18 protein-coding genes are annotated in these 19,687 nt (G+C 70.6%); 11 read left to right on the forward strand and 7 right to left on the reverse strand.

The genetic code is table 11. From position 1 onward, the window contains the following. Positions 1-29 precede the first annotated feature (29 nt). Entirely contained in the window at positions 30-179 is a 150-nt protein-coding gene (locus AC0B9F_RS37040) for a hypothetical protein (protein ID WP_472010107.1), read from the forward strand. A 115-nt stretch (positions 180-294) separates the two neighbouring features. Here AC0B9F_RS37040 and AC0B9F_RS37045 read toward each other — a convergent pair whose 3' ends face one another. Then, complete coding sequence (locus AC0B9F_RS37045) at positions 295-1,221, reverse strand: hypothetical protein (RefSeq protein WP_472010109.1); 927 nt, start codon at positions 1,219-1,221, stop codon at positions 295-297. On the opposite strand from AC0B9F_RS37045, the gene AC0B9F_RS37050 reads away from it, so the two are divergent. The 4 genes from AC0B9F_RS37050 to AC0B9F_RS37065 all read left to right on the forward strand — a co-directional run bounded on the left by AC0B9F_RS37050 (position 1,215) and on the right by AC0B9F_RS37065 (position 8,213). Next, on the forward strand, positions 1,215-1,463 hold the full coding sequence (locus AC0B9F_RS37050; RefSeq protein WP_472010111.1) for a hypothetical protein: 249 nt from the start codon (positions 1,215-1,217) through the stop codon (positions 1,461-1,463). The two genes, AC0B9F_RS37045 and AC0B9F_RS37050, sit on opposite strands and share 7 nt — an antisense overlap. 510 nt (positions 1,464-1,973) lie before the next feature. Then, on the forward strand, positions 1,974-6,140 hold the full coding sequence (locus AC0B9F_RS37055) for an SNF2-related protein (protein WP_472010113.1): 4,167 nt from the start codon (positions 1,974-1,976) through the stop codon (positions 6,138-6,140). Continuing rightward, the gene (locus AC0B9F_RS37060) at positions 6,137-7,378 is read left to right on the forward strand and encodes a hypothetical protein (RefSeq protein ID WP_472010115.1); all 1,242 of its coding nucleotides are present in this window, start codon (positions 6,137-6,139) and stop codon (positions 7,376-7,378) included. Before AC0B9F_RS37055 ends, AC0B9F_RS37060 begins: the two co-directional genes overlap by 4 nt. A gap of 370 nt (positions 7,379-7,748) precedes the next feature. Next, entirely contained in the window at positions 7,749-8,213 is a 465-nt protein-coding gene (locus tag AC0B9F_RS37065) for a hypothetical protein (RefSeq protein ID WP_472010117.1), read from the forward strand. An 84-nt stretch (positions 8,214-8,297) separates the two neighbouring features. On the opposite strand, the gene AC0B9F_RS37070 is transcribed toward AC0B9F_RS37065, so the two are convergent. After that, on the reverse strand, positions 8,298-10,958 hold the full coding sequence (locus AC0B9F_RS37070; RefSeq protein ID WP_472010119.1) for an ATP/GTP-binding protein: 2,661 nt from the start codon (positions 10,956-10,958) through the stop codon (positions 8,298-8,300). Between the two features lie 192 nt (positions 10,959-11,150). On the opposite strand from AC0B9F_RS37070, the gene AC0B9F_RS37075 reads away from it, so the two are divergent. After that, on the forward strand, positions 11,151-11,495 hold the full coding sequence (locus AC0B9F_RS37075; protein WP_472010121.1) for an SNARE domain-containing protein: 345 nt from the start codon (positions 11,151-11,153) through the stop codon (positions 11,493-11,495). On the opposite strand, the gene AC0B9F_RS37080 is transcribed toward AC0B9F_RS37075, so the two are convergent. Both AC0B9F_RS37080 and AC0B9F_RS37085 read right to left on the reverse strand, forming a co-directional pair. After that, positions 11,453-13,261 carry a zeta toxin family protein gene (locus AC0B9F_RS37080; protein WP_472010123.1) on the reverse strand — a complete coding sequence of 603 codons (1,809 nt, stop codon included), beginning with the start codon at positions 13,259-13,261 and terminating at the stop codon, positions 11,453-11,455. The two genes, AC0B9F_RS37075 and AC0B9F_RS37080, sit on opposite strands and share 43 nt — an antisense overlap. A gap of 38 nt (positions 13,262-13,299) precedes the next feature. Then, positions 13,300-13,701, reverse strand: a complete 402-nt coding sequence (locus tag AC0B9F_RS37085; protein ID WP_472010125.1) for a restriction system modified-DNA reader domain-containing protein — start codon at positions 13,699-13,701, stop codon at positions 13,300-13,302. 551 nt (positions 13,702-14,252) lie between these two features. On the opposite strand from AC0B9F_RS37085, the gene AC0B9F_RS37090 reads away from it, so the two are divergent. Then, the gene (locus tag AC0B9F_RS37090; protein ID WP_472010127.1) at positions 14,253-14,741 is read left to right on the forward strand and encodes a hypothetical protein; all 489 of its coding nucleotides are present in this window, start codon (positions 14,253-14,255) and stop codon (positions 14,739-14,741) included. A gap of 58 nt (positions 14,742-14,799) precedes the next feature. On the opposite strand, the gene AC0B9F_RS37095 is transcribed toward AC0B9F_RS37090, so the two are convergent. Both AC0B9F_RS37095 and AC0B9F_RS37100 read right to left on the reverse strand, forming a co-directional pair. Continuing rightward, positions 14,800-15,369: a hypothetical protein gene (locus AC0B9F_RS37095; RefSeq protein WP_472010129.1), complete on the reverse strand. Its 570-nt coding sequence runs from the start codon at positions 15,367-15,369 to the stop codon at positions 14,800-14,802. 31 nt (positions 15,370-15,400) lie between these two features. After that, complete coding sequence (locus tag AC0B9F_RS37100) at positions 15,401-15,694, reverse strand: hypothetical protein (RefSeq protein WP_472010131.1); 294 nt, start codon at positions 15,692-15,694, stop codon at positions 15,401-15,403. 199 nt (positions 15,695-15,893) lie between these two features. Between AC0B9F_RS37100 and AC0B9F_RS37105 the strand changes: the two genes are divergently transcribed. The 4 genes from AC0B9F_RS37105 to AC0B9F_RS37120 all read left to right on the forward strand — a co-directional run bounded on the left by AC0B9F_RS37105 (position 15,894) and on the right by AC0B9F_RS37120 (position 18,612). After that, complete coding sequence (locus AC0B9F_RS37105) at positions 15,894-16,127, forward strand: hypothetical protein (RefSeq protein ID WP_472010133.1); 234 nt, start codon at positions 15,894-15,896, stop codon at positions 16,125-16,127. A 16-nt stretch (positions 16,128-16,143) separates the two neighbouring features. Further along, complete coding sequence (locus AC0B9F_RS37110; RefSeq protein ID WP_472010135.1) at positions 16,144-16,518, forward strand: fic family toxin-antitoxin system, toxin component; 375 nt, start codon at positions 16,144-16,146, stop codon at positions 16,516-16,518. Between the two features lie 33 nt (positions 16,519-16,551). Then, entirely contained in the window at positions 16,552-17,283 is a 732-nt protein-coding gene (locus AC0B9F_RS37115) for a prepilin peptidase (RefSeq protein ID WP_472010137.1), read from the forward strand. A gap of 126 nt (positions 17,284-17,409) precedes the next feature. Beyond that, entirely contained in the window at positions 17,410-18,612 is a 1,203-nt protein-coding gene (locus AC0B9F_RS37120; protein ID WP_472010139.1) for a hypothetical protein, read from the forward strand. Positions 18,613-19,595: 983 nt separating this feature from the next. Here AC0B9F_RS37120 and AC0B9F_RS37125 read toward each other — a convergent pair. After that, positions 19,596-19,687 (reverse strand): DUF397 domain-containing protein (locus AC0B9F_RS37125; RefSeq protein ID WP_472010141.1); only part of this gene is annotated, 92 nt, incomplete at its 5' end.

Below are 19,687 nucleotides of genomic sequence, written 5' to 3' on the forward strand. Positions count from 1 at the left end.
CGGCATCCCCTACCTAGGGAGCGGATAAAATGAATCAAAACTTCGCGCTGGGCATCTTCGCGGGAGCGTCTTTCGTGTATACAATTCAGAGCCTCGGTGGCCGCAATAAAATCAGCGCCAAGAACGCATTCCTGCTGTGCATGTTCATCGGGGGAATTATTTACGTGCTTAGTGGCTGACCTGGCATACGTCAGGTAAGGGCCGCCCGGGAAGCCGGGCGGCCCTTATTGCTTTCCGGATCGGCTGAGACCGGCCGTGAAGAGGACTCCACGGGTCCCGGGCCGGAAGGTGGGATCAGGTGAATGCCTCGCCGTTCAGTTCCGCGATCCTCTCGCGGCGCCGGTCATCGAGGGTGCGGCCCCATTTGGTGTTGGAGTAGTACACGGATCGTCCGGTGGTGGGCTCGCGGAAGTCGATGTTGCATCCGACGTCTGCGTGGGTGTGATCGCACAGGCAGGTGCATCGTTTGTGCTCGACTTCCCAGCCGACTCCTGTGGGGCCGTTGCCCAGGAGCCGGATGAGGTCGGGGCACGGCGGGCCGTCGGTGGTCTCCAGCCGTACGTCGCCGCCTACAGAGTGCCAGGCATCGGTGCTGTTGACCGGGCCCGGCCCGGCGGTCGCCCGGATACGGCGTAGCAGGGGCGAGTAGATCGAGGGTGGATCGCAGGGTGAGGCGGCAGCTGCGGCGTAGGCGGCGCGTTCCTCATGTGTCCAGTCCGGCTTGGGTTGCAGCAGGTCGTAGTCGGGGGCGAGGCGGTCGACGACGCGATCCCACCAGTGGGGGTTGAAGCCGGTAAGCAGGACGCTGGCCGGCGTGCCGGGGCGGTACAGGCAGATGCCGCCCCTCTCCTTGCGGTAGCGGAGGCCGGGCACGCCGATGATCCAGTCCTGGGGATCCGAGAACTCGTCATAGTCGCTCAACCGGGGAAGGAGATACTCGGCCCAGTAGTAGGCCACGTATGGCTCGTTGGCGAGCCGGAGGGCGAGCTGCTCCTCATCAGGCCGGACTTGGACGATCCCCAGGGGGTGCTCAGAGACACCACCGATCTTGCAGCAGGAAAGGAAGACCGCGGTCTCCAGCAGCGCCTGTTCCGGGTGGCGGGCTGCGGGAATGGGGAGCGGCTGGCCGCCGTCCTCGAGGAGTGCGCAGAGGGCCTGGTGAGATTCGCCGGTGCAGCGGCGGCGGTCTTCGGTGAGGGCCAGGGCGGCCTGAGATGGCATGGCTGCTTTTCCGCGCCAAACCGGCCCCCGGCGGTGAGCGCTTTGTTGAAGTGGTACTGGCGGTGTCGTGCGCGGGTGATGCTTCTGGCCGGTCCTCGGCGAGGGAGCTGCGGGGGCGTCTTCCATCGCGCGGCCGGGCGTTCACGCTGCCCGCGCTGATGACATCCGGCGCGCGGCTGAGGATCAAGGAGGCGCAGCCGTGGACGCTTCGATCGGGTGAAATCCTGCCCAGGAGACGCTGACAGGTGTCGGCCCTCCCGGGGGAGGCCGAAAGGGACGGCACGATCCACGCCAAGGCGACCTTGCGAGTCGGAGCGGCGGCCCCAGATCGGGTTCACTGCTGGTGAAAGCATCGCAATTGACGCTCAGGCCGGATTCGTACCGGCAGATGCGTGTGGCGTGCCGTGCTGCCAAGCACCGCGGAAGAACGCCTGCGTGCTGCCTGGGCACATCACCGCCATTCGGCAGTACTGGTCCGGCTTTCGGACCGGATTTGCACGCTCTAAAAACGCCTCAGCGGCGTGACGTCGGGCGGCCGCGCCCCTGAGCAGGATGGACGCCGTCGTGTTCGAAAACCAGTTGGGCCCGAGTCCGGTGCCGCACTGCGGCGGTGTCAGCGCTCTGCCCTACTGTGGCGAGGTCCTTGCCGACAGTGACGTGCCCGGCGCTGCGATGTCGGGTGAAGTGGAGTGGGAGTGCGTTCTACGGCTGAAGCCGGTCAGCGCCTCAAGACGAGGGTGCAAGACCCCGGGATGGCGGTGCTGGACGCCGACCAGTGGCACGACACGCTCAAGCACCTCGCGGGCCGGACCGACGCCGACCCAGCCGTGGCCCGTGAGGCGATGCGCCGCCTGCAGGCCGGGTTGCTGACCACGCGTGACCTGCGGCTCGTGCTGCTGGCGACCGGGCATCTGCCCGGCTGGCAGTCGGTCCGCCGTGTGGTGATCGACGCCCTCACCGGTGACCTGGAGACAGCCCGTCAGGTCCTGGTGCTCCACACTCAGATTGAGGTTTTGCCGCCGCCTCAGTACGAGCAGGTCCCGCAGCCGCACGCCGGTGCCCTGGCCGCCTATTCCGCTCGGGTCGGTCCTGCGGACGCACAAGTCACGGGCCCCGTCCAGCAGGCCCGGACCAGCCGTGAGGCAAAGGACCGGGCGGCGCTCGCGCTGCTGGCCCGTCTCGCCAGCGTCGCCGCGCCCGGCCAGATGCCGGCGCAGACAGCCGAGCGTCTGGTGTTGCCCGGCATGCTGACGGAGGTCTTCGAGCAGCGCCTGCTGCAGGCCCTCGAGGCCGGGCAGAAACCCGATGCTGAGCTGGAGGAGGAAGCGCTGCGCCGGGGCAGTGCGGGACGGCTGCGCCACCGCGACATGTACCTGCTGCTCTTCAACGCCGGCGGCGAGGCCTGGAACCGCGTGCGGATGACCGCGCTGGAGCGTGCCGCGGCGATGCCACCGGCCCCGGCGCGGCTGCTGCACTGGCACGCCGAACAGCACGGTGATCCGAACGGCCTGTCCTACCAGGAGCAGCGAAACGCCGCCGGCCGCCACCAGGTGCAGGCCCGACTGCAGCTGGAGAGCACGAGCATGGGGCCGACGCGTTCCGCCTGGTCACGCAAAACAGCGCGGCACTACGCCAGCTGTGCGCTGCTCGCCGAACTGGCCGGCCTGCCCGAGCCCGAGCCGCAGGCCGAGGACAAGCGCGTCGAACCCGTCCGCATCACGCTTCCCGAAAAGGGCCAGGACCCGGTCAAGACGCTGAACAAGAACTTCCAGCGGGAGCTGATCACCAAGCCCGAGGCGACGCTGCGCACCCTGCCTTCGCGCTTGGAGTGCACCTACACCTGCCAGCATCGCGACTCCGGCACCCGGGTTCAGGCCACCGCGGCCGGCCCGGACAAGGAGGCGGCACGCCGCGCCGCGGCGCTGAAGCTGTTGCACAAGCTGCACAGCGTCGACGCCTCCGCTCGGCGTTCCTCTGCCGCCGGCCGGCATACCGGCCATGCGGCCTCTCCGGCCACCGAGCCCGCGCCCCCACCGGCTGAGGCTTCCGTGTCGGCCCGCCGCCTCGAGCGCCCACCGCTTCAACCACAAGACCACCACCCTGTCGCCTGGATGCGCGAAGCGATCGCAGCCGGTTGCCCCGTCACGTTCGAGCCCGCCGACGGTGCCGGCGCGGCGGCGTGGTGGGTGCACGACAGCGGGCTGCGCGCGCTGCCGATGACCGACCTGCCCGCCCCGCTCGCCGCCGGACGCACCACAGCAGGCGCCGGATGGCGGGTTCCTCTCGCCGACGGTCTGCCTGCGGTCCACGAGCTGGGCTCGGGTGCGCACCCGAGCGCGGTGTTCTGGCAGCGGGCGGTGCACATCACCCTGCAACTCGTTAAGGCCGAACTCGTCTATCCCGCCCTCGACGAGGAGGAGCGGGCCGTATGGCGCGCAGGACCGATCCCGGCAAGCGCCGAGGACGCGCTGTGCACCCTCGCCGACGCCGCACCACGCGCCGCGACCCCCTCCGGGATGGCGGCGCGGCAGGCGCTCACCGCATGCTGCGACGCGCTGGCCGACACGCTCGTGCGCACCCCGGCCGCCGCGCTTTTCGGCATCGGCCCCTGGACCGCCTCCGCACCCGCCCCGCTCCCCGCCGACACGCAGCGCACGGTGCGCGACTGGCTGGACGGCGTGGAGGACCAGGCGGACGGCGGCCCGGCCCCGCAGCTGATCCTGCACGTCCAGCCGCCCAGCGACGAGCAGGCCGCCGCCGGACGGCTCACCGCCGACCTGCACCTTGCGCCCGCCGGATCCAGCCCCGGCACGCCGAGCGAGATCCCCGCTGCCGGGGTATGGGCCGGCACCGCGCGCCTTGAGGGTGAGGGCGCCGACACCGTCCGGCCGAGGGTACGGCGGGGCCTGCGCCGTACCGCACGCAGGTGCCCGGCCCTGGCCGGGCTGGCTGGTGAGCATGACCCGCAGCGCTGCACCCTGTACTCCGGCGCGATCACAGTGCTGCTGGAGCAGGAAGCTGAGCTCGCCGAGGCAGGGGTGCGCGTGGTGTGGCCTGAGCGGCTGCGTACCGCCTTGTCGGCGGCCGCGGTCGTCGGCACGGTCGGCGCGAGCAGCGAAACCGGCCCGGGCGGCCTGGCGGCGGGAGGGCGGCCGCGGTTCAGCGTGACGGCCCTGCTTGACTTCCGCTGGCAGCTCGCCCTGGACGGCGCCGACCTCACCGAAGAGGAGATGGACGCCCTCGCCGAAGCCGCCCGGCCTCTGGTCCGCATCCGCGGACAGTGGGTGCTGGCCGACCCGGTCATCGCCCGGCGCGCCCGGCACCGGCTCCTGGGACAGCTGCCGGGAACGCAGGCGCTGACCGCCGCCCTGACCGGCACCGTCACCGTCGCCGGCGACACGGTCGTCTGCCGGCCGTCCGGACCGCTCGCCGACATGATCGACGTCCTGCGGCGCGGCGAACACCACGATCAGACCCTGCCCGCCCCCGCCGGCCTGAGGGCCAGCTTGCGCGGCTACCAGCAGCGCGCCCTGACCTGGCTCGCACACACCACACGCCTGGGATTCGGCGCCGTCCTCGCCGACGACATGGGCCTGGGCAAGACCCTCACCGCGCTCGCCTTCACCCTGCACCACCAGCAGCACACCCCCGGCCCCACCCTGGTGGTCTGCCCGGCGTCCCTGGTGACCACCTGGCGCCGCGAGGCCGCCCGCTTCGCCCCCCACCTGCCCGTCATCGCCTACCACGGCACCGACCGCACCCTTGAGGCGGTCACCGACACCACCCTGATCATCACCACCTACGGCCTGCTGCGCCGCGACGCCACCCGCCTCGCCGAACAGCACTGGGCCCTGCTCATCGCCGACGAAGCCCAGCACGCCAAGAACCCCGCCTCCTCCACCGCCCGCCAGCTGCGCGCCCTGCCCGCAACCACCCGCCTGGCACTGACCGGCACCCCGGTCGAGAACAACCTCTCCGAACTGTGGGCGCTGCTCGATTGGACGAACCCGGGCTTGTTCGGGCCGCTGAAAACGTTCCGTTCCCGCTGGGCCAACACCGCGGAGAAGGACCCCCACTCGGCGGAAGCAGCCGAACTCGGCCGCGTCATCGCCCCGTTCCTGCTCCGGCGCCGCAAGAGCGATCCCGGCATCGCCCCCGAACTGCCCGCGAAGATCGACCAGCCGCGCCTGGTGCAGCTGACCACCGAACAGGCGGCCCTGTACGAAGCGCTCGTCCGCGAGACCCTGCAGCAGATCCAGGCCGCCCGCGGCATCGAACGCAACGGCCTGGTCTTCAAGCTGCTCACCGCGCTGAAGCAGATCACCAACCACCCTGGCCACTACCTGCGCGAACAGCCACCCACACACGAGCAGGCCCACACCTTCGCCGCGCGGTCGGCCAAGACCGCCGCCCTCACCGAGCTGCTGGCAACGATCCGGGACCGAGACGAGGCCACGCTCGTCTTCACCGGCTACGTGCAGATGGGCCACCTGCTCACAGCCCACCTCACCCACCTCGGACATGACCCGCTCTTCCTGCACGGCTCAACCCCCCTGGGCGAACGCCAGCGCATGGTCGACGCCTTCCAGGCCGGACACCACCCGGTGATGATCCTGTCCCTCAAAGCCGCCGGAACCGGCCTGACCCTCACCCGGGCCGCCCACGTCATCCACTTCGACCGCAGCTGGAACGCCGCCGTCGAAGACCAGGCCACCGACCGCGCCCACCGCATCGGCCAGCACCGCACCGTCAGCGTCCACCGCCTGATCACCGAGCACACCATCGAGGACCGCATCGACGACCTCCTCACCCGCAAGCGGGCCCTGGCCTCGGCCGTCCTGACCGGGGGGGACCAAGCGCTGACCCAGCTCACCGACCAGGAACTGGCCGATCTCGTCGCCTTGGGAGAGCGCCGATGACCGTGCAGCACACCACCGCCGGATGGGCCCGCGCCCTCACCCACGCCCTCCACGAGGCCGCCGGCAACCCCCGGCTCCACGACGAGGCGCAACGCCTGCTCGCCACCGGCCAAGCCGGCCCGCTCAACGTCAACCAAGGTTTCGCCACCACCAAGTTCCCCCTGCCCGACGGCCGCGTCGCCCGGCCCCGCCTGCTCGTCACCCCACTCACCACCGGCGACTGGGACCGCATCGAGACCGCGATCTGCGCCCGCCCCGACGCCGCCGCCCTCGCCGGCACCGCCGCCATCAGCGACCAGCTCACCGACCCCGCTCACACCGCCAGCATCCCAATCGTCCCCGACCCGCAGGACATCTCCCACACCTGCACCTGCACCCCCGACGCCGCCGACACTGCGTGCCTTCACTCCGTCGCCCTCGGCATCCTCCTCACCGAACGGGTACGCACCGCGCCCGCCCCGCTGTTCACCCTGCGCGGCCGCCCCCACCAGCACCTGAAGAAGCGGCTACGCACGAACAGCCCGGTACCCCAGCTCACCGGCCCCACGGCGCCCGCCACCGAGCCGCCCGCCGCCCGCCCTATCGACCACGACACCCTCCCGCCTGCGGCTGCGGTTCCAGCACAGGCCACCACAGCGCGCCAGCCGATCCCGGACCCGGTCCACCTGGATCTCGCCCAGGCGCGTCCGGTGCTGCACGCTCCGCTGCCCGAACCCCCCGAGCCACTGCCGGGCACCGAAGCCCTCCGCGCGCTGGTAGCGGAAGCCGCTCACCGCGCCGGAACCTGCCTCAACGGGAAACAACTTGCCGCAGGCCCTACTTCCGGCGGGGAAATCGCGCGGTTCCTGTCCCTGCCGCATGGCATCCCGTTCCGGCAGGCGGCCATGGACCATCTCGGCCTGGACGTCGTCGGCATGGGGCACCTACAGCTCGCCTACACGCACGGCGGGCCGGTCGGAGCCGACGTCTACCTCGAGGCATTCAGCGTCGACCACGACACCCTCGCCCACGCCCAGGCCAGCATCCAGCCGCTGCGCCCCGCGCCCACAGCCACCATCGTGTGCGAGGACAACCGGCTCACCGACGACGCAGCCGGCATCCAGCTCAGATACGGACCCGACGGACGCTGGTACCCCTACCGCGCCCCCTACGGCATCTGGCAACCCGTCCCCGGACCCTCCTTCGACCCCGCCCAGGCCTACCGCGCCGCACGCCGCTCCAACCAGCGCAATTCATAAAGCTCGTGACGGGGTCTTGCAGCCTGCCTGCGGCCGCGCTGATCGTCACCGCCGTGCTCGGTGCCGTCGCGGCGGTGATGGCGCTGAGCCGCCGCAATTTCCAGCGCAGCCCGGCCGCCCTGGTGACGCACAGCGCCCCCTGTGACAGGGCGCCAGCCATGGCCGAAAGCCCGCACACAGCCGTACGAGCCGCCGAAAAGCATGTGCGCTGCTACTGGCGTCAGCTGCGCGCGGGCCCTGACCAAGCCGAATCACTGCGTGTTCTCGTCCCCGGCTGAGTGCCGTCAGCGCTCCGCCGTTCGGGCGAACCCATACCAGCGACCACGTGCGAGCGCCGGTATCGAGGCAGCCAGTCGCGACAATCACGGTCATGACGTCGATGACAGAGACCTTCCGCCAGGCCCTGCAGAGTGCATTGGCCGAGCGGGAGACGGTGAGCATCCGCAGCACTCTGATCAAGGTGTTGGAACGGGAGCCGTCCAAGGCAGAAATCTCGGCAGCCGGCAAGGCGGCCCGGAAGATCGCCGAGGGCGGGGAGGCAGTTCTCATTTCCCTGCTTCCGGACCAGGCCGGCCCTGACGCGTACGTTCCTGCGGCTCGTGGCGCCAGGGGGCGTGCGTCGAACTACCTGACCCGTGACGAGAAGATCATCAAAGAGTTGCCCTGCCGCGTCGAGTTCGCCGCGTCAAGGTGGGACGCGGTGATCGACGAAGGAATGCGGCTCACCCAACAGCAGATCGAAAGCGACCCGATCCTGTCGGCGTTGCTGCCCGGTTGGAAGGCCGAACCGCGTGGCGAGCAGCCTGCCCTTCCCACAGCCGAGGCAGGGCCCTGATCCGCTGATACGTCGCCGTCCCCGTCCACGACTGGCATGCCCCGACCAGCACTTTCTTGTCCGGACCACCGTGCGTTTCGGGTGTTAGTTTCCGGCGAGCAGGTGTTCCTGTCGGGCCTGGACCAGGCCGCGCCACGCGGAGCGGACGTCGTCTTCGCTCGTGATCCAGCGAGTGGTCGAGGGCTCCGGCAGGGGCAGGGCGGCCATGAAGTGGGCGCTGTCGGTGAAGTAGGCGAAGTCGCCGGTCGCGGTGAGGTCACGGAGCCGGTCGATGGTGGCGGCCAGGTCCTGGTGCTCACTGCGGACGGCGTGGTGGAAGGCGAGAGCGAGTTCCACGAACCGGTGGAGGAAGGGCAGCCCTGCGTTCTCGATGTCGGCGTGCAGGCGCTGGGCGCGGTCGGTGACGCCGTCGGTTCCGGCGTCCTTGATCAGGGCGACGACCTGCGCCAGGAGGGTGTTGGAGCGCTGGTCGAGGCCGTCGAGGAACTGGTGCGCGAGGGCGAGTTCGTCGTCGGCGCGCACGGGGTCGGCGAAGGAGATGGCGAGGGCCAGGCGGACCTGCATCATGGCGCGCTCACCGGCGGCGCCGTGTTGCTCGGCCTCAGCGCGGCCGGCTTCGAAGGCGGCGACGGCGGCAGCGGTGTCACCGTGGGACCAGCGGATGTCACCGAGGACGCGATGGTGGCGGCCCTTCCAGCCCAGGGTGGGGACGGCGGCCAGGGCGGTGGGGAAGTCGCCGGCGAGGCGGGCCAGGTTGGCCAAGCCGCGGCGGGCCTTGGGGGCGAGGCGGCCGCCGATGTCGGCGACGGCTTGCATCCCGGTGCGGGCGGCGTCGTTCTGGCTGAGGTCCTTGTGGGCCTTGGCCCGGTAGTACAGGGCCATCTCGGTCAGCTCGGCGGGCAGCAGACCGCTGTCCAGGACGGCGGTGAGACGGTCGGCGGTGCGCTGGCGGTGTTCGTGCTGGCGGCGGGTGATCGCGGTAAGCAGTTCGGCCAGGGCATCAGCGGCGGTGTCCAGTCCCGGGTCCGGCGTACTGGCCGTGGGCGGGGCGAGAGGTTCCCACACGGAGTCGTCGGTATACGCGTAGGCGGCGTCGATGAGCCAGCCCAGGCCGGTCAGGCGGTGGTCTCGGGCCAGGCGCAGGCCCTGGCGCAGGCAGGCCACCAGCAGCAGGCGGCTGGGGGTGAGGGACGCGTTCGCGGCCCATTGGTCGCCGAGGGCGGCCAGGGCGCGGGTGGCGGCCTGGTGCCAGTCGGCGGGTGTCCAGCGGTCGTCGGTGTGGTCGTCGGCTTCGGTGAGGGCGGAGAGGATCGCGCCGTGCAGGTGGTAGGGCCACAGGGCGTACGGGTTCTCGTAGACGATGGGCCGCTCGGTCAGGCGGCGGGCGGGCGCCTGGTGGGTGAGGCCGGCGGCGCGGGTGGCGAGGTCGAGGTCGAAGGCGTCCAGCAGCGACACCGAGCGCAGGACGTGCCGTTCGTCGGCGGTCAGGTCGGACAGGGCGCGGGCCAGGAGCGCGGGGAAGGTGTGGTCGAAGTCGGCGGGCTGCGGCTCGCGGGTGCGGCGGATCTCCAGGAAGCGGGAGGCGGCCAGGTCGAGGTGGAGGGGCAGGCCGTGGGAGCGGGCGGTGATCACGGACCGGATGGCGGGGCTGATGAGGGGCCGGCCGTCCTTGGCCAGGCGGCGGGCGAGGTGGTCGTCGCAGTCCTCGGGGGAGAGGTCACCGATCAGGTGCTGCCGCCCGCCCGGCGTGCCGTGCCGGGGCGACGGGACGGGGCCCGGCGTGGTGGCCAGGCCCGGCCAGGCCGCGGGGCCGGTGTGGTCGAGCTGCCCGTGCAGCGCGGGGTCGGCCCACTGCAGGCGGGAGCGGCCGCTGATGACGAAGAAGCAGTTCGGCAGCAGCCACACCAGGCGCTGCAGGAGGCGTTCGAGGTCGCGGTGACGGTCGGCGGTGTCCTCGAAGGTGTCCAGCAGAATCACCGGCGTGATCTTCTTGGCCTCGGGCAGCCGGTGAAGCTCGAACGCGAGCAGGTGCGGGTAGAAAGACAGCGCCTCCAGGCTGGGTTCGGTCTCCAGCAGGGGCGCGAGCCGCGCACAGGCGGCCAGCGCCCGTACGGTCTGACGCCGCTCGCGCAGCGCGCCGACCAGGGCGCCGGTGATCTGTCCGACGGCCGAGCCGACGGTGCCGGGCATCAGCAGGGTCTGGGCGACGTCGCTGAGTGCGGACTGCGTCTGCTGCGTCAGGGCCTTACCGAACCGGGAGACGAAGCCGCCGCGTTCGAGGTAGGCGTCCAGCGGATCGCCGGGGTGCTGGGCCTCCCAGTACCGGCGCAGCGCGATGTCGAAGGCCGGCAGCGGTCGTGCGACGACCGTGGCTAGGGCGGCCCGGATAGTCAGGACGACGTCTTCGACGGTGGTGCCGGCGGAGCGGGCCAGATCGATCCGGACGGGCAGGATCTTGTGCCCGCCCCAGACCTGCTCGCCCCACTGCACCGGCCGGGTGCCACTGAGTGCGGCCTCGAGCTTGCGCTGAAGCGTGGACTTGCCGACACCGCCCACGCCGTGGAAGACGATCAGATGATTGCGGGGGGCCTCGAGGTCGGCGGGGTCGAAGCCGGGGGAGCTGATGTGCCGCAGGTGTTCGACGAGCGCGGTGGCGACGAGCTCCCACTGACGCTGGCGGTTGGTGAACGCCTCGCTCGCGTCGATGGGGTCGTTGGAGCTGAACAGCGCTCGCAGGTCCGTCACTTGGTCCCCCCGCCGAAAAAGATCATCAGTCGGTCAAGACTATGCCCGCGCGGGCCCCGGACGGCAGACCCACAAGTGCGCCGGGGCCTGCCACCAGGCGGGTGTGACCGATTCCCTGCCCTTGCCGGACCTGTTCAGCAGCGCCCGGGCTGCCTTGCCGGGGTACCTGGTACCGCCGAGAATGAGCCGTCCTTGTCCAGCTCTTCCTTGGTGGCTTTCGTGCACGACCCTGCAACCCCTGACCCCCAGTCCGCCCCGGACCACACACCAGCGCCGCTGCCGGACGGACAGGACGGCGCCGCCGGCCACGAGACCGCCGTGGAGCTGGTGGAGAAAGTGATCGCCTGGTACAGCCAGCGCATCCTGGCCGAGCGCCGGGCCGGCGCCACCCCGGAGGCCCTCAGCGAGCTGGCCGCCCAGCGGCAGACGTGCGTGGAGGACCGCGACCGGCTGGAGGACGCCGACGCGCAGGGGACAGCACGCCTCGCCGCGCTCTACGCGGCCCGGCTGAAAGACCTGGAGCCCCCCGCCTCGTAGGGGCGGGTGGGCAGGGCGGCCACGACGGCGGGACCGGGCAGGCGATGCGGCTGCAGATGCGGAGGCATCAGCGGCCGAGCGCGCTGAGCGATCTCCGCCAGCGCGTCGCGGTAGTGCGGCATCGCCGCGCGTAGCCGGCGATGCGTGGCCCAGAACCGTGCGGCCTCGGCATCGGTGTAGGGGCGGGACTGCTCGATGAGCAGGGCAGCGGCGGCGCCGGCCGGGTGCGCCCACTCGCCCTGAGGGGAGCGCACGTTGCGGTAGACGACGGTGGCATCGCGCCGCAGCACGGTGATGGCGTCGGCCACGTGGGTGTGCTCGGCGGCGGCGACCGCGTCGGGCAGCGCGGCGAAGTGGGCATCGTGCCCGCTCGTGGTGGTGAACCGCGGGGATGCGCCGTAGCTGCTGATCTGTGCGTAGCGGTCGGCGGTTCCCTGCAGGGAGTCGGCCGCGCGCACGGCCAGGACGACGACCTCGACCCGGTACCCCGCCTGCCGGTACAGCATCGTGCTGTTGACGAAGGCGGCGGCACTGGCCGGCGTGATCTCAACGACCGCGTCGCTGCGCCGTTCGCGTACGTACTGCTCGGCCAGTGCCTGCCAGGCCCGGTAGTCCGCGCGGATCCGCTCGCCGGCCGTACGCGGTTCCTCCTTCAGCAACTGCAGGTAGTCGGGGTGGGCGGCCTTGAAGTCGTCACCGCTGATCCGCACCGGCCGGCCCCGCAGGGTGCGCCGCAGCATGGGAGTCATCCTGGTCTTGCCCGCGCCGGGCTGAGCCATGACATAGACGACGATCGGCCGCTCCTGCGGCGTGATGCGCGCCAGCAGGTCCGGCACGATCAGCTCGTCGAAGATCCAACGGTGTTCCTCGGCGGAGAGCCGGTGGTAGTCCACCCCGGGCGCCGCCGCGCGGGCCTGGGCGGTGCGCCGCAGCGGTTCCGCCAGGGCAGCGGCGCGCTCGGCGTTGCGCCGCACAGCCAGCGCCCAGTCCTCGGGCAGCCGCGGATCGTGCGCGCGCCGGTCGGCATCGGCGAGCTGCCGGCGGAAGACACCGGTCTCCGCCGCACTCCACGGGCGCGACCGCTCGGCGAGCAGCACCTCACGCGCGCCCGCGGGACGGCTCCATCGCCCGTCCGAAGCAAGTTCGTTGGCGTACAACACCTCGGCGGCACGCCGCACGACGACGACCCGGTCCACCAGGTGCCCTGCCTCGATGTCGGCGAGGACCTCGGGCAGCGCCGCCGCGCACGCGTCGTGGTTGTCCCACGACACATACCGGGCCCGGCCCTCCTCGGCGAGCCGCAGGTAGCGGTCCAGCACCCCGAGCTGGCTGACGGCCTCCGGCACGGCCAGCGCCACGAACTCGACCCGGTACCCGTTCCGGCGGTAGGCGGCTGCCGAAGCCCGCCACGCCGCTGGATCCGCCAGTGCCTCCTCCACCACCACGTCATACCGGCACGCCCGGGCGTGAGCTTCCACCTCGGCCTGCCAGCGGTAGGTCTCCGGCCGCACCCGCACCCCGGCCGTCCGTACGTCCTCCGCCAGGAAAGCGGCGTAGCGCGGATGAACGGCCTTGTACGCGTCGCGATCCACCCGCACCGCCCCACCGCGCCGCTGAAGGGCCGCCTGGACCAGGTCCATCACCAGCGTCTTGCCGCTGCCGGCCTGCGCGGCCACGAACACCACCACCGGGTGCTCCTGGGTGACCGCGCCCGCCGTCAGCTTCGGCACGATCACCTCGGCAAGCAGCTCGCCGTACGTCTCCACCAACATCTCCCGGTCGCGTGCGCGTTCTTGTGGGCTGGCTACTGGGCGTCCAGCTTCTGGCGCAGCTGGTCCAGGGTGGATCCGCCGGGTGTGTGCCACAGGGTCCAGCCGTTGATGACGTTGCCGGTGACGGCTTCTGCCGCCTTCGAGGGGGAGGAGAACGGCGTGGAGTGGCCATCGACAATGAGTTGGCCGTCGGCGGTCACCACAGCGCGGCCCGAGCGGCCCGCGCGGCGCTGGTGGAAGGTGAGGACGGTGCCCGGCTTCAGCAAGTCGGCCTGCATCAGGGCGGCGAGCGGCCCGTGGGGGAGGACGGGCGTGGCCTCGGGGGTATCGGTGCCACCACCGAGGGACAGGGTGACGTGGATGGTGTCGTCGCCGCTCGCGCTGGTGAGGCGCGCGATGACGGCGGGGTCGAAGTGGATGCTGAGCGTGGCCATGCGATCTCCTGCCGCGGGGTGACTCCAAGAGCCTATTCGCTTATTTTCGCTTCGATCTTAAGCAGCTCCAGCGCTTATTTCAACTCTGATTTTCAGCAGCTCAGCAGACATGGCGCACTCAGGCCGCAGGCTGCAGGAGACAAGGCGCAGTTCGCCAACGCTCCAACGGCCTCCCGGCGCACAGCAGCACCGATACGGTGAACCTCATGGCTGCTGACTGGGTGGCGTCCCGATGGGGCGGAGCAACCGTGGCGACCGTCATCACCGGCACCATGGCCGTGGCCCATGGCCAGGGACACATCTGAACTCGCAGGAGTAGCGAAACGGCGTGACGATCGAGCTATGGGTGTTGAGGTTCCGTCTTCCGCGTCGCGGGTCAGGCAAGGCCGGCCGTCATGATCAAAGTAGGCGGCCACTCCGGACCGGTCCCGTTGGACGGCCAGTACGTCATCGTTACCTGCAAGGGTCTCCCAGCTCGCGCGGGCCCAGGCGAGAACGCGACTCGCCCTGTGGGACCTCGGGCGGCGTCCGCCATCGCGATCGTTGCCGTCATGGTGGCCACACTCATCGGCTGCAGCAGCACGTCGAGCTCGCCCAGCCCCACGGCGCCCGCCAAAGACGGCACGCCCAGCGCAACGGTCAGCAAGCGCCTCACCGCGCAAGTTGCCTTCCAGAAGATCTCAGGGCAGGTGCCTTCGGCGAAGCTCTCCGGCATCGTCACCGCGGAGAATGACCCCGACCACCTCCTGGGCCGCCCGAACGAGTACACGTCCAAGGTCACGTTTTCCGACGCCCGTATCGCGGCAACCGACGTGAGCGGCTCGGAAAAGGGCGCCGTCGAGCGCGGAGGTGCGATCGAGGCGTTCGCGAACTCGACGGACGCCAAGGCGCGCGAGGACTACATTCAGACCATCACCAAGTCGATCCAAGCGCTCGCCGAGTACGACTACGTGCACGGCTCGGTGCTGATTCGGGTCTCGCAATACCTGACGCCGAAGCAGGCCGCAGCGTACAAGACGGCGGCGGCTTCACTGGGGTGAGCAGTCGCGCACCAGCAGTTGGCGCACGAGCCCAGGCTGCCCAGGCTCCGATGCAACGCTAGAACGACGTTCGGGGTCTACTGGTTCTCGCCGTTTCGGTGGACGGCTCGCCCGCGGTGCGGCGAACGATCTTCTCCACCGTCCCTTGCAGGGACCGGAGCAGCTCCCGCTCGGCCTCTTCCGCGCGAGCCTCGATGTTCCACTTCCGGACGTCGTCGACCAGGGCCTCGATCGCATCGTTCAACCGGCTTCGCAGCAGGCCGGGCGTAAGAGCCTCGACCTCGACCGCGACGTGGGGGTCGATGTCCTCGCTCAGGCACTCCTCGCGGTAGCGCTTGTAGTTGACGTCCCGGGTGTTGACGTCGTGGGTGGTGAACTGCGCCGAGCGGACATCGTCGGCGGTGACGGCGATCTGCTGGAAGTCCAGGTCGAGCTCGCCGTTGCCGTAGCGGTGCATGCGTTCGATGACCGAGCGGGGAACGCATCTGCCGGTAGGGTCCCAGTCACCCGCGAAGATCACGGTGAGGGGTTTGCCCTGTCTCGCGTATTCCTGTACCGCTTCGTAGACGAAAGTCTTGGAGGACTGGCCGCGACAGGAGTACAGGCCGACGCCCCAGGCGGAGGTCACCGGCAGAAGGACGCCCCCTACGCTGTCGCTCTCACACCAGACCTCGACGCGGCGGCTCTGCGTTGCCCACAAGTTCCGCCGGTAACCCCTCAGCAGCACGCTCCATCGCGTCTTCAAGGGAGTCGTACTGTAGCTCCTGCCGGACCATCCGGGTGCCGTCGGTAATCCAGTCCCACGGAATCCTCCCGGTCTCCCGCAGGTAGCCGAGTTCCCGGACGACGACCGAGTAGTGGCGGCGAGAGGTACCGGTGTCCTTGTCCCACAGGTCTCCGATCCCCAGGTAGTGGACGTGGCGAACGCTGCACGGCTGCGCCCCTTCGGCCACTGAGGCAATAGCCTCGCGCAGGGCCTCGACCTGTGCCTTTGTCCGGCGAGGACGTTTTACGGAGCTAAGCGTCGTAAAGCGCCATACCTCCAGTGGACCCCCAAAGTGGTACGGCCGTCACGGCCTCAGGCACTCGAACGCTGGGCGGGCTTCGACCCATCCCTCCCCGCCCGGCTTCCGGTCCGGCTACGGTGGTTCCATGGCGAAGGAGATCCGCATCGAGGTCGACGATGAGACGTACGAGGAACTGCAGCGTCTCGCCGCTGACGACCACGAGGAACCCGACCAGTACGCGACCCGGCGGCTGACTGCAGACCTGGCACGCACCCGGTTCCTCGAGGGCAGTGCCCGCTTCATCAGCGCTCCCGGCATGCGCGAAGAGTTCGCCCGCCGATTCGGTCCGGAACCCGGGCCCAGCGCGACCGCTGCGTGAGGCCGGCTGCCCAGTAGTGGACCTCACCGTAGATCTCTCATGGCTGCTGGAGATCGCCCGCACGCAGCTCGGCGACCCCGATGTGACGGACTGGGGGGCCCTGGAAGCGGCACGGGCCCGGCACGCCTTCCGCGTCATGGGGGAGCCCGTATATCCCCGCCCGCATCACCGCGCCGCGGCTCTCTTCCAGTCGCTGGTCCGTGTCCCGGCTCTGGAACACAGCAACCAGCTCTTCGGCGCGGCGGTCGCTGTCGGCTACCTGACCGCCAGCGGTCTGCCCGTGCGGTTCACCACCAAGGAAGCCGCGGACCTCGCCGAGCAGGTCGCCGCCGGGCAGATTGATGTCCGCGCCCTGGCCAATGCTCTCAAGGAGTGGACGGAGCGAAGCTGAGCCCCGGGTCCGCCTCGCTCTAAGCTCCATTCGGTGGAGACGTTGCTGATCGTCACGGCTGCCGCTCTGTGGGGCTGCGCCACGGGCGTGCTCATACCCCGTCCCGCCTACCGGCTCTCCGTGCCCCTCGAGGAGCCCTGGCACTCAGCGTGCCCGGCTGGCCATCCCCTCACCGGTACCGGCAACGGATGGCTGGGGCGCGCTCGCTGCGCCGCCGGGCACGCCTACGGACCGAGCACCCTCCCCGTCGCCTCCGTCACAGCCGTGGTCTGCGCCCTGCTCGCGGCCGCCAACGGGGCCCGCCCCGAGCTGGTGGTCTGGCTGCTGCTCACGCCGGCCGCCGTGCTGCTCGCCACCGTCGACTTCACGGTGCACCGGCTGCCCGACGTACTCACCCTGCCGCTCGCCGCGGCCGCGCTCGTCCTGCTCGGCGTCGCCGCGGTGCTGCCCGGCGCCGACGGCAGCTGGACGTCCGCGCTGCTCGGCTCCCTCATCCTGGGCGCCGGCTACTTCGCGCTCTTCCTGATCAGCAAGGGCTTCGGGTTCGGCGACGTCAAACTCGCCCTCGTCCTCGGGGCCGTCCTGGGCTGGTACGGCTGGGCGATCGTCTTGGCCGGGACCTTCGCCGGGTATCTGTTCGGCGCGCTGTACGGCATCGGCCTCATGCTCACGGGCCGGGCCGGCCGTACGAGCAGGATCCCGTTCGGTCCGTTCCTGCTCGCCGGGACACTCGCCGGTGTGCTCCTGGGCTCCCACAGCCCCTGACCTGGGGCTTCCAAGCCGAGAGGACGCTGGATCGGGTGCTGTGTGCTGATGGCCCGCGGGGCGGGCGTCGTGCTGACTAGCCTGGGACCGCGCCGTCGCGGGCGGCTGCACGGCGAGAGGAAGTCGATGAACGACCAGGCCACCAGGCCCCCTGCCAAGGCGGATCCCAGCACGTTGACGTTGGAGTTCCGGCATGTCCACCGTCTTGCCGATCCCAGTGCGGAGGGTGTCCAGGCCTGGCAGATCTGTCTCCTCGCCGACGACGAGACGGTGGCCCGGGTGCGTGCGACACGCGGCCAGTACTGGAAGTCCCACAACCTTGGCGAGCGGCTGGCCGACGAACATTCCCTCGCCGCGGTGGCGGCGGAGCAACTCTTCGACGAAGACGGCCAGTTCCGCACGGAGTACGAGAACTTCGTCGACCTGCCGGGCAACGTCCTCGTGGTCGACGACCTTCACATCGCCGCGCCCTGGGACGATCCCTGGATCGTCGCCGGGCTGACCGCCAGCATCGTCGACCGGCTGGCCGACAACCAGTACGCCGTGATCCTCCCCCGCAGCTCCGGCGACACGGCGGCAGCCCTTTGCACGGAGGCGGGCGTTCTGCTTGCCGCCGAACCGTGCTCCGACGAACTGCTGATCATCGACACGTCACTCGCCGCGCCCGAAGAGGCCGCCCACCGTGTACGCGAGCACTTGCGCTCCCGTGCCCACTACGGCGGAGCCGGCCCCCTGCGCGAGGACTGGGACGAAGGCGACGAAGGGGAGGAGATTCTCACCCTCAGGACGCGAGCGGTGTTGCACCTGGCCCTTCGGCAACTGTCGGATCAGGCGTGGCAGGAGGTGTCCACGCTGGGGGACCAGCCGGCCCAGCGGACGGCTGGCGGGCTCTTCGGCTCGCTGCCGCGGGTGACCTGGCACCAAAGTGCTTCCTGGCGTCGGCAGATGGCCCGGGCCTTCGACGACCTGGCCGCCGACTGCTCGTCCGACGCTGAGGTCGAACCACGCTGCACCGGCGAGGAGATGGCCCTGCACCTTGGGATCGCTCGTGCTCAGGACCTGACGCGCAACCGGCCGCGCCTCGTGCGGGACACCGTGGCCGGCCTGCCGGAAGACCGGGCCGACTTCGACTGGGACGCCTGCTCCGACGTCCCCTTCCAGGACCACGACGTGCTCATGCTGTTCGACAACTCTCTCGACGGGATCGAGGACCCCGAAGGCGACGTTCATCAGTCCCTTGGCATGGTCAATCTCGCCCCGCACGACTGGTTTGCCGCCTTCGACCCCGAGCAGGCCCGCGACCCCGATCGCGGCTTCCGCCACCCGTGACTCGGTCCGCCGTCGAGCGCCCGGAGCGCGTCAGGCCGTCGGAAAAACTGGAGGCTGCCGCATGGGTAGGTCTCTAGGCTCCCCTCATGAGAGAGCCGACGACGACAGTTCTTGGTCAAGATGATGCGGTCATCCGAAGGCATGGACCCAGACGAGGAGCTCTTCCAGCCCGAGTACGTCAGCGTCGAGTACGACGACGAGGCCTTCTACGACGCGATGAACAACATCGATGACGGTTCCGAGGAAGACGACGAATGACCCCCGGACCGCCCTCGGTCCCCTGCACCGTAGCCAGGCCATGTCCAAACAACGGGGTTACGCCGATGCGGTGCCGGACGCGCCCGCAGGAGGCGGCAGGGTGCGCAGGCGCTCGCGGAGATCGGCCACGTACTCGGTGGGGCGGGCGCGGCGGGCAGGTCCTCCAGCCGCTGCAGCCGGGTGCGGGCGGTGGCGCGTAGGCGGCTCGGCGGCACTCGGTCGAGGACGTCCAGGACGCGCTGAGCGGCGTCGGGCGGCTGGTCGGAGGCTTCGGCCTGGGCGAGGACGAGGGTGGCGGCGGCCCACCCAGGGGTGCCAGTGGTGCAGGCGGGTGCGGAGGCCTCAGCGCGGGAACGGGCCTGGTCGGTGCGGCCCAACGTGAGGTGCACTTCGGCCTGGTGCAGGGCGAGTTCGGGTTCGTCGAGCCGAAACGGCCCGGGGGCCTGGCCGGCCGGGTCGGCTTCGAGTTCGGTCAGTGCCACGTCGAGTGCAGCGGCCGCCTCCCGGTCGCGGCCCCTGCTGGGCGAGGGTGGGCAGAAGCGCCCAGGCGTGGAGCTGCGCACGGACCGGGCCGACGGGGGGCTGCGGCCGCGCCGCGCTCGGCGTACGCGAGCGCTGCGGTCAGGTCGCCGGTGTGGCCGGCGTATGCAACTGCTCCGCCTCAAGTGGTGCTGAGGCGGAGCAGTTGCGATTCTGATCTTGACGGTGTGCAGGTCAGCCGGCGTTTAGGCGTTGGTGTGGAGGCCGGCCGTGAACGCGGCGAAGTGGCCGGGTGAGAAGAGGAGCGCGGGGCCCTGGGGGTTCTTCGAGTCCCGGA

This window comes from Streptomyces sp. NPDC097129 (genome assembly GCF_055668065.1).

Coding starts and splice junctions, on each gene's coding strand:
- AC0B9F_RS37040 (WP_472010107.1), top strand. CDS start 30: ATGAATCAAAACTTCGCGCTGGGCATCTTCGCGGGAGCGTCTTTCGTG.
- AC0B9F_RS37050 (WP_472010111.1), top strand. CDS start 1,215: ATGGCATGGCTGCTTTTCCGCGCCAAACCGGCCCCCGGCGGTGAGCGC.
- AC0B9F_RS37045 (WP_472010109.1), bottom strand. CDS start 1,221: ATGCCATCTCAGGCCGCCCTGGCCCTCACCGAAGACCGCCGCCGCTGC.
- AC0B9F_RS37055 (WP_472010113.1), top strand. CDS start 1,974: ATGGCGGTGCTGGACGCCGACCAGTGGCACGACACGCTCAAGCACCTC.
- AC0B9F_RS37060 (WP_472010115.1), top strand. CDS start 6,137: ATGACCGTGCAGCACACCACCGCCGGATGGGCCCGCGCCCTCACCCAC.
- AC0B9F_RS37065 (WP_472010117.1), top strand. CDS start 7,749: ATGACGTCGATGACAGAGACCTTCCGCCAGGCCCTGCAGAGTGCATTG.
- AC0B9F_RS37085 (WP_472010125.1), bottom strand. CDS start 13,701: ATGGCCACGCTCAGCATCCACTTCGACCCCGCCGTCATCGCGCGCCTC.
- AC0B9F_RS37090 (WP_472010127.1), top strand. CDS start 14,253: ATGGTGGCCACACTCATCGGCTGCAGCAGCACGTCGAGCTCGCCCAGC.
- AC0B9F_RS37105 (WP_472010133.1), top strand. CDS start 15,894: ATGGCGAAGGAGATCCGCATCGAGGTCGACGATGAGACGTACGAGGAA.
- AC0B9F_RS37120 (WP_472010139.1), top strand. CDS start 17,410: ATGAACGACCAGGCCACCAGGCCCCCTGCCAAGGCGGATCCCAGCACG.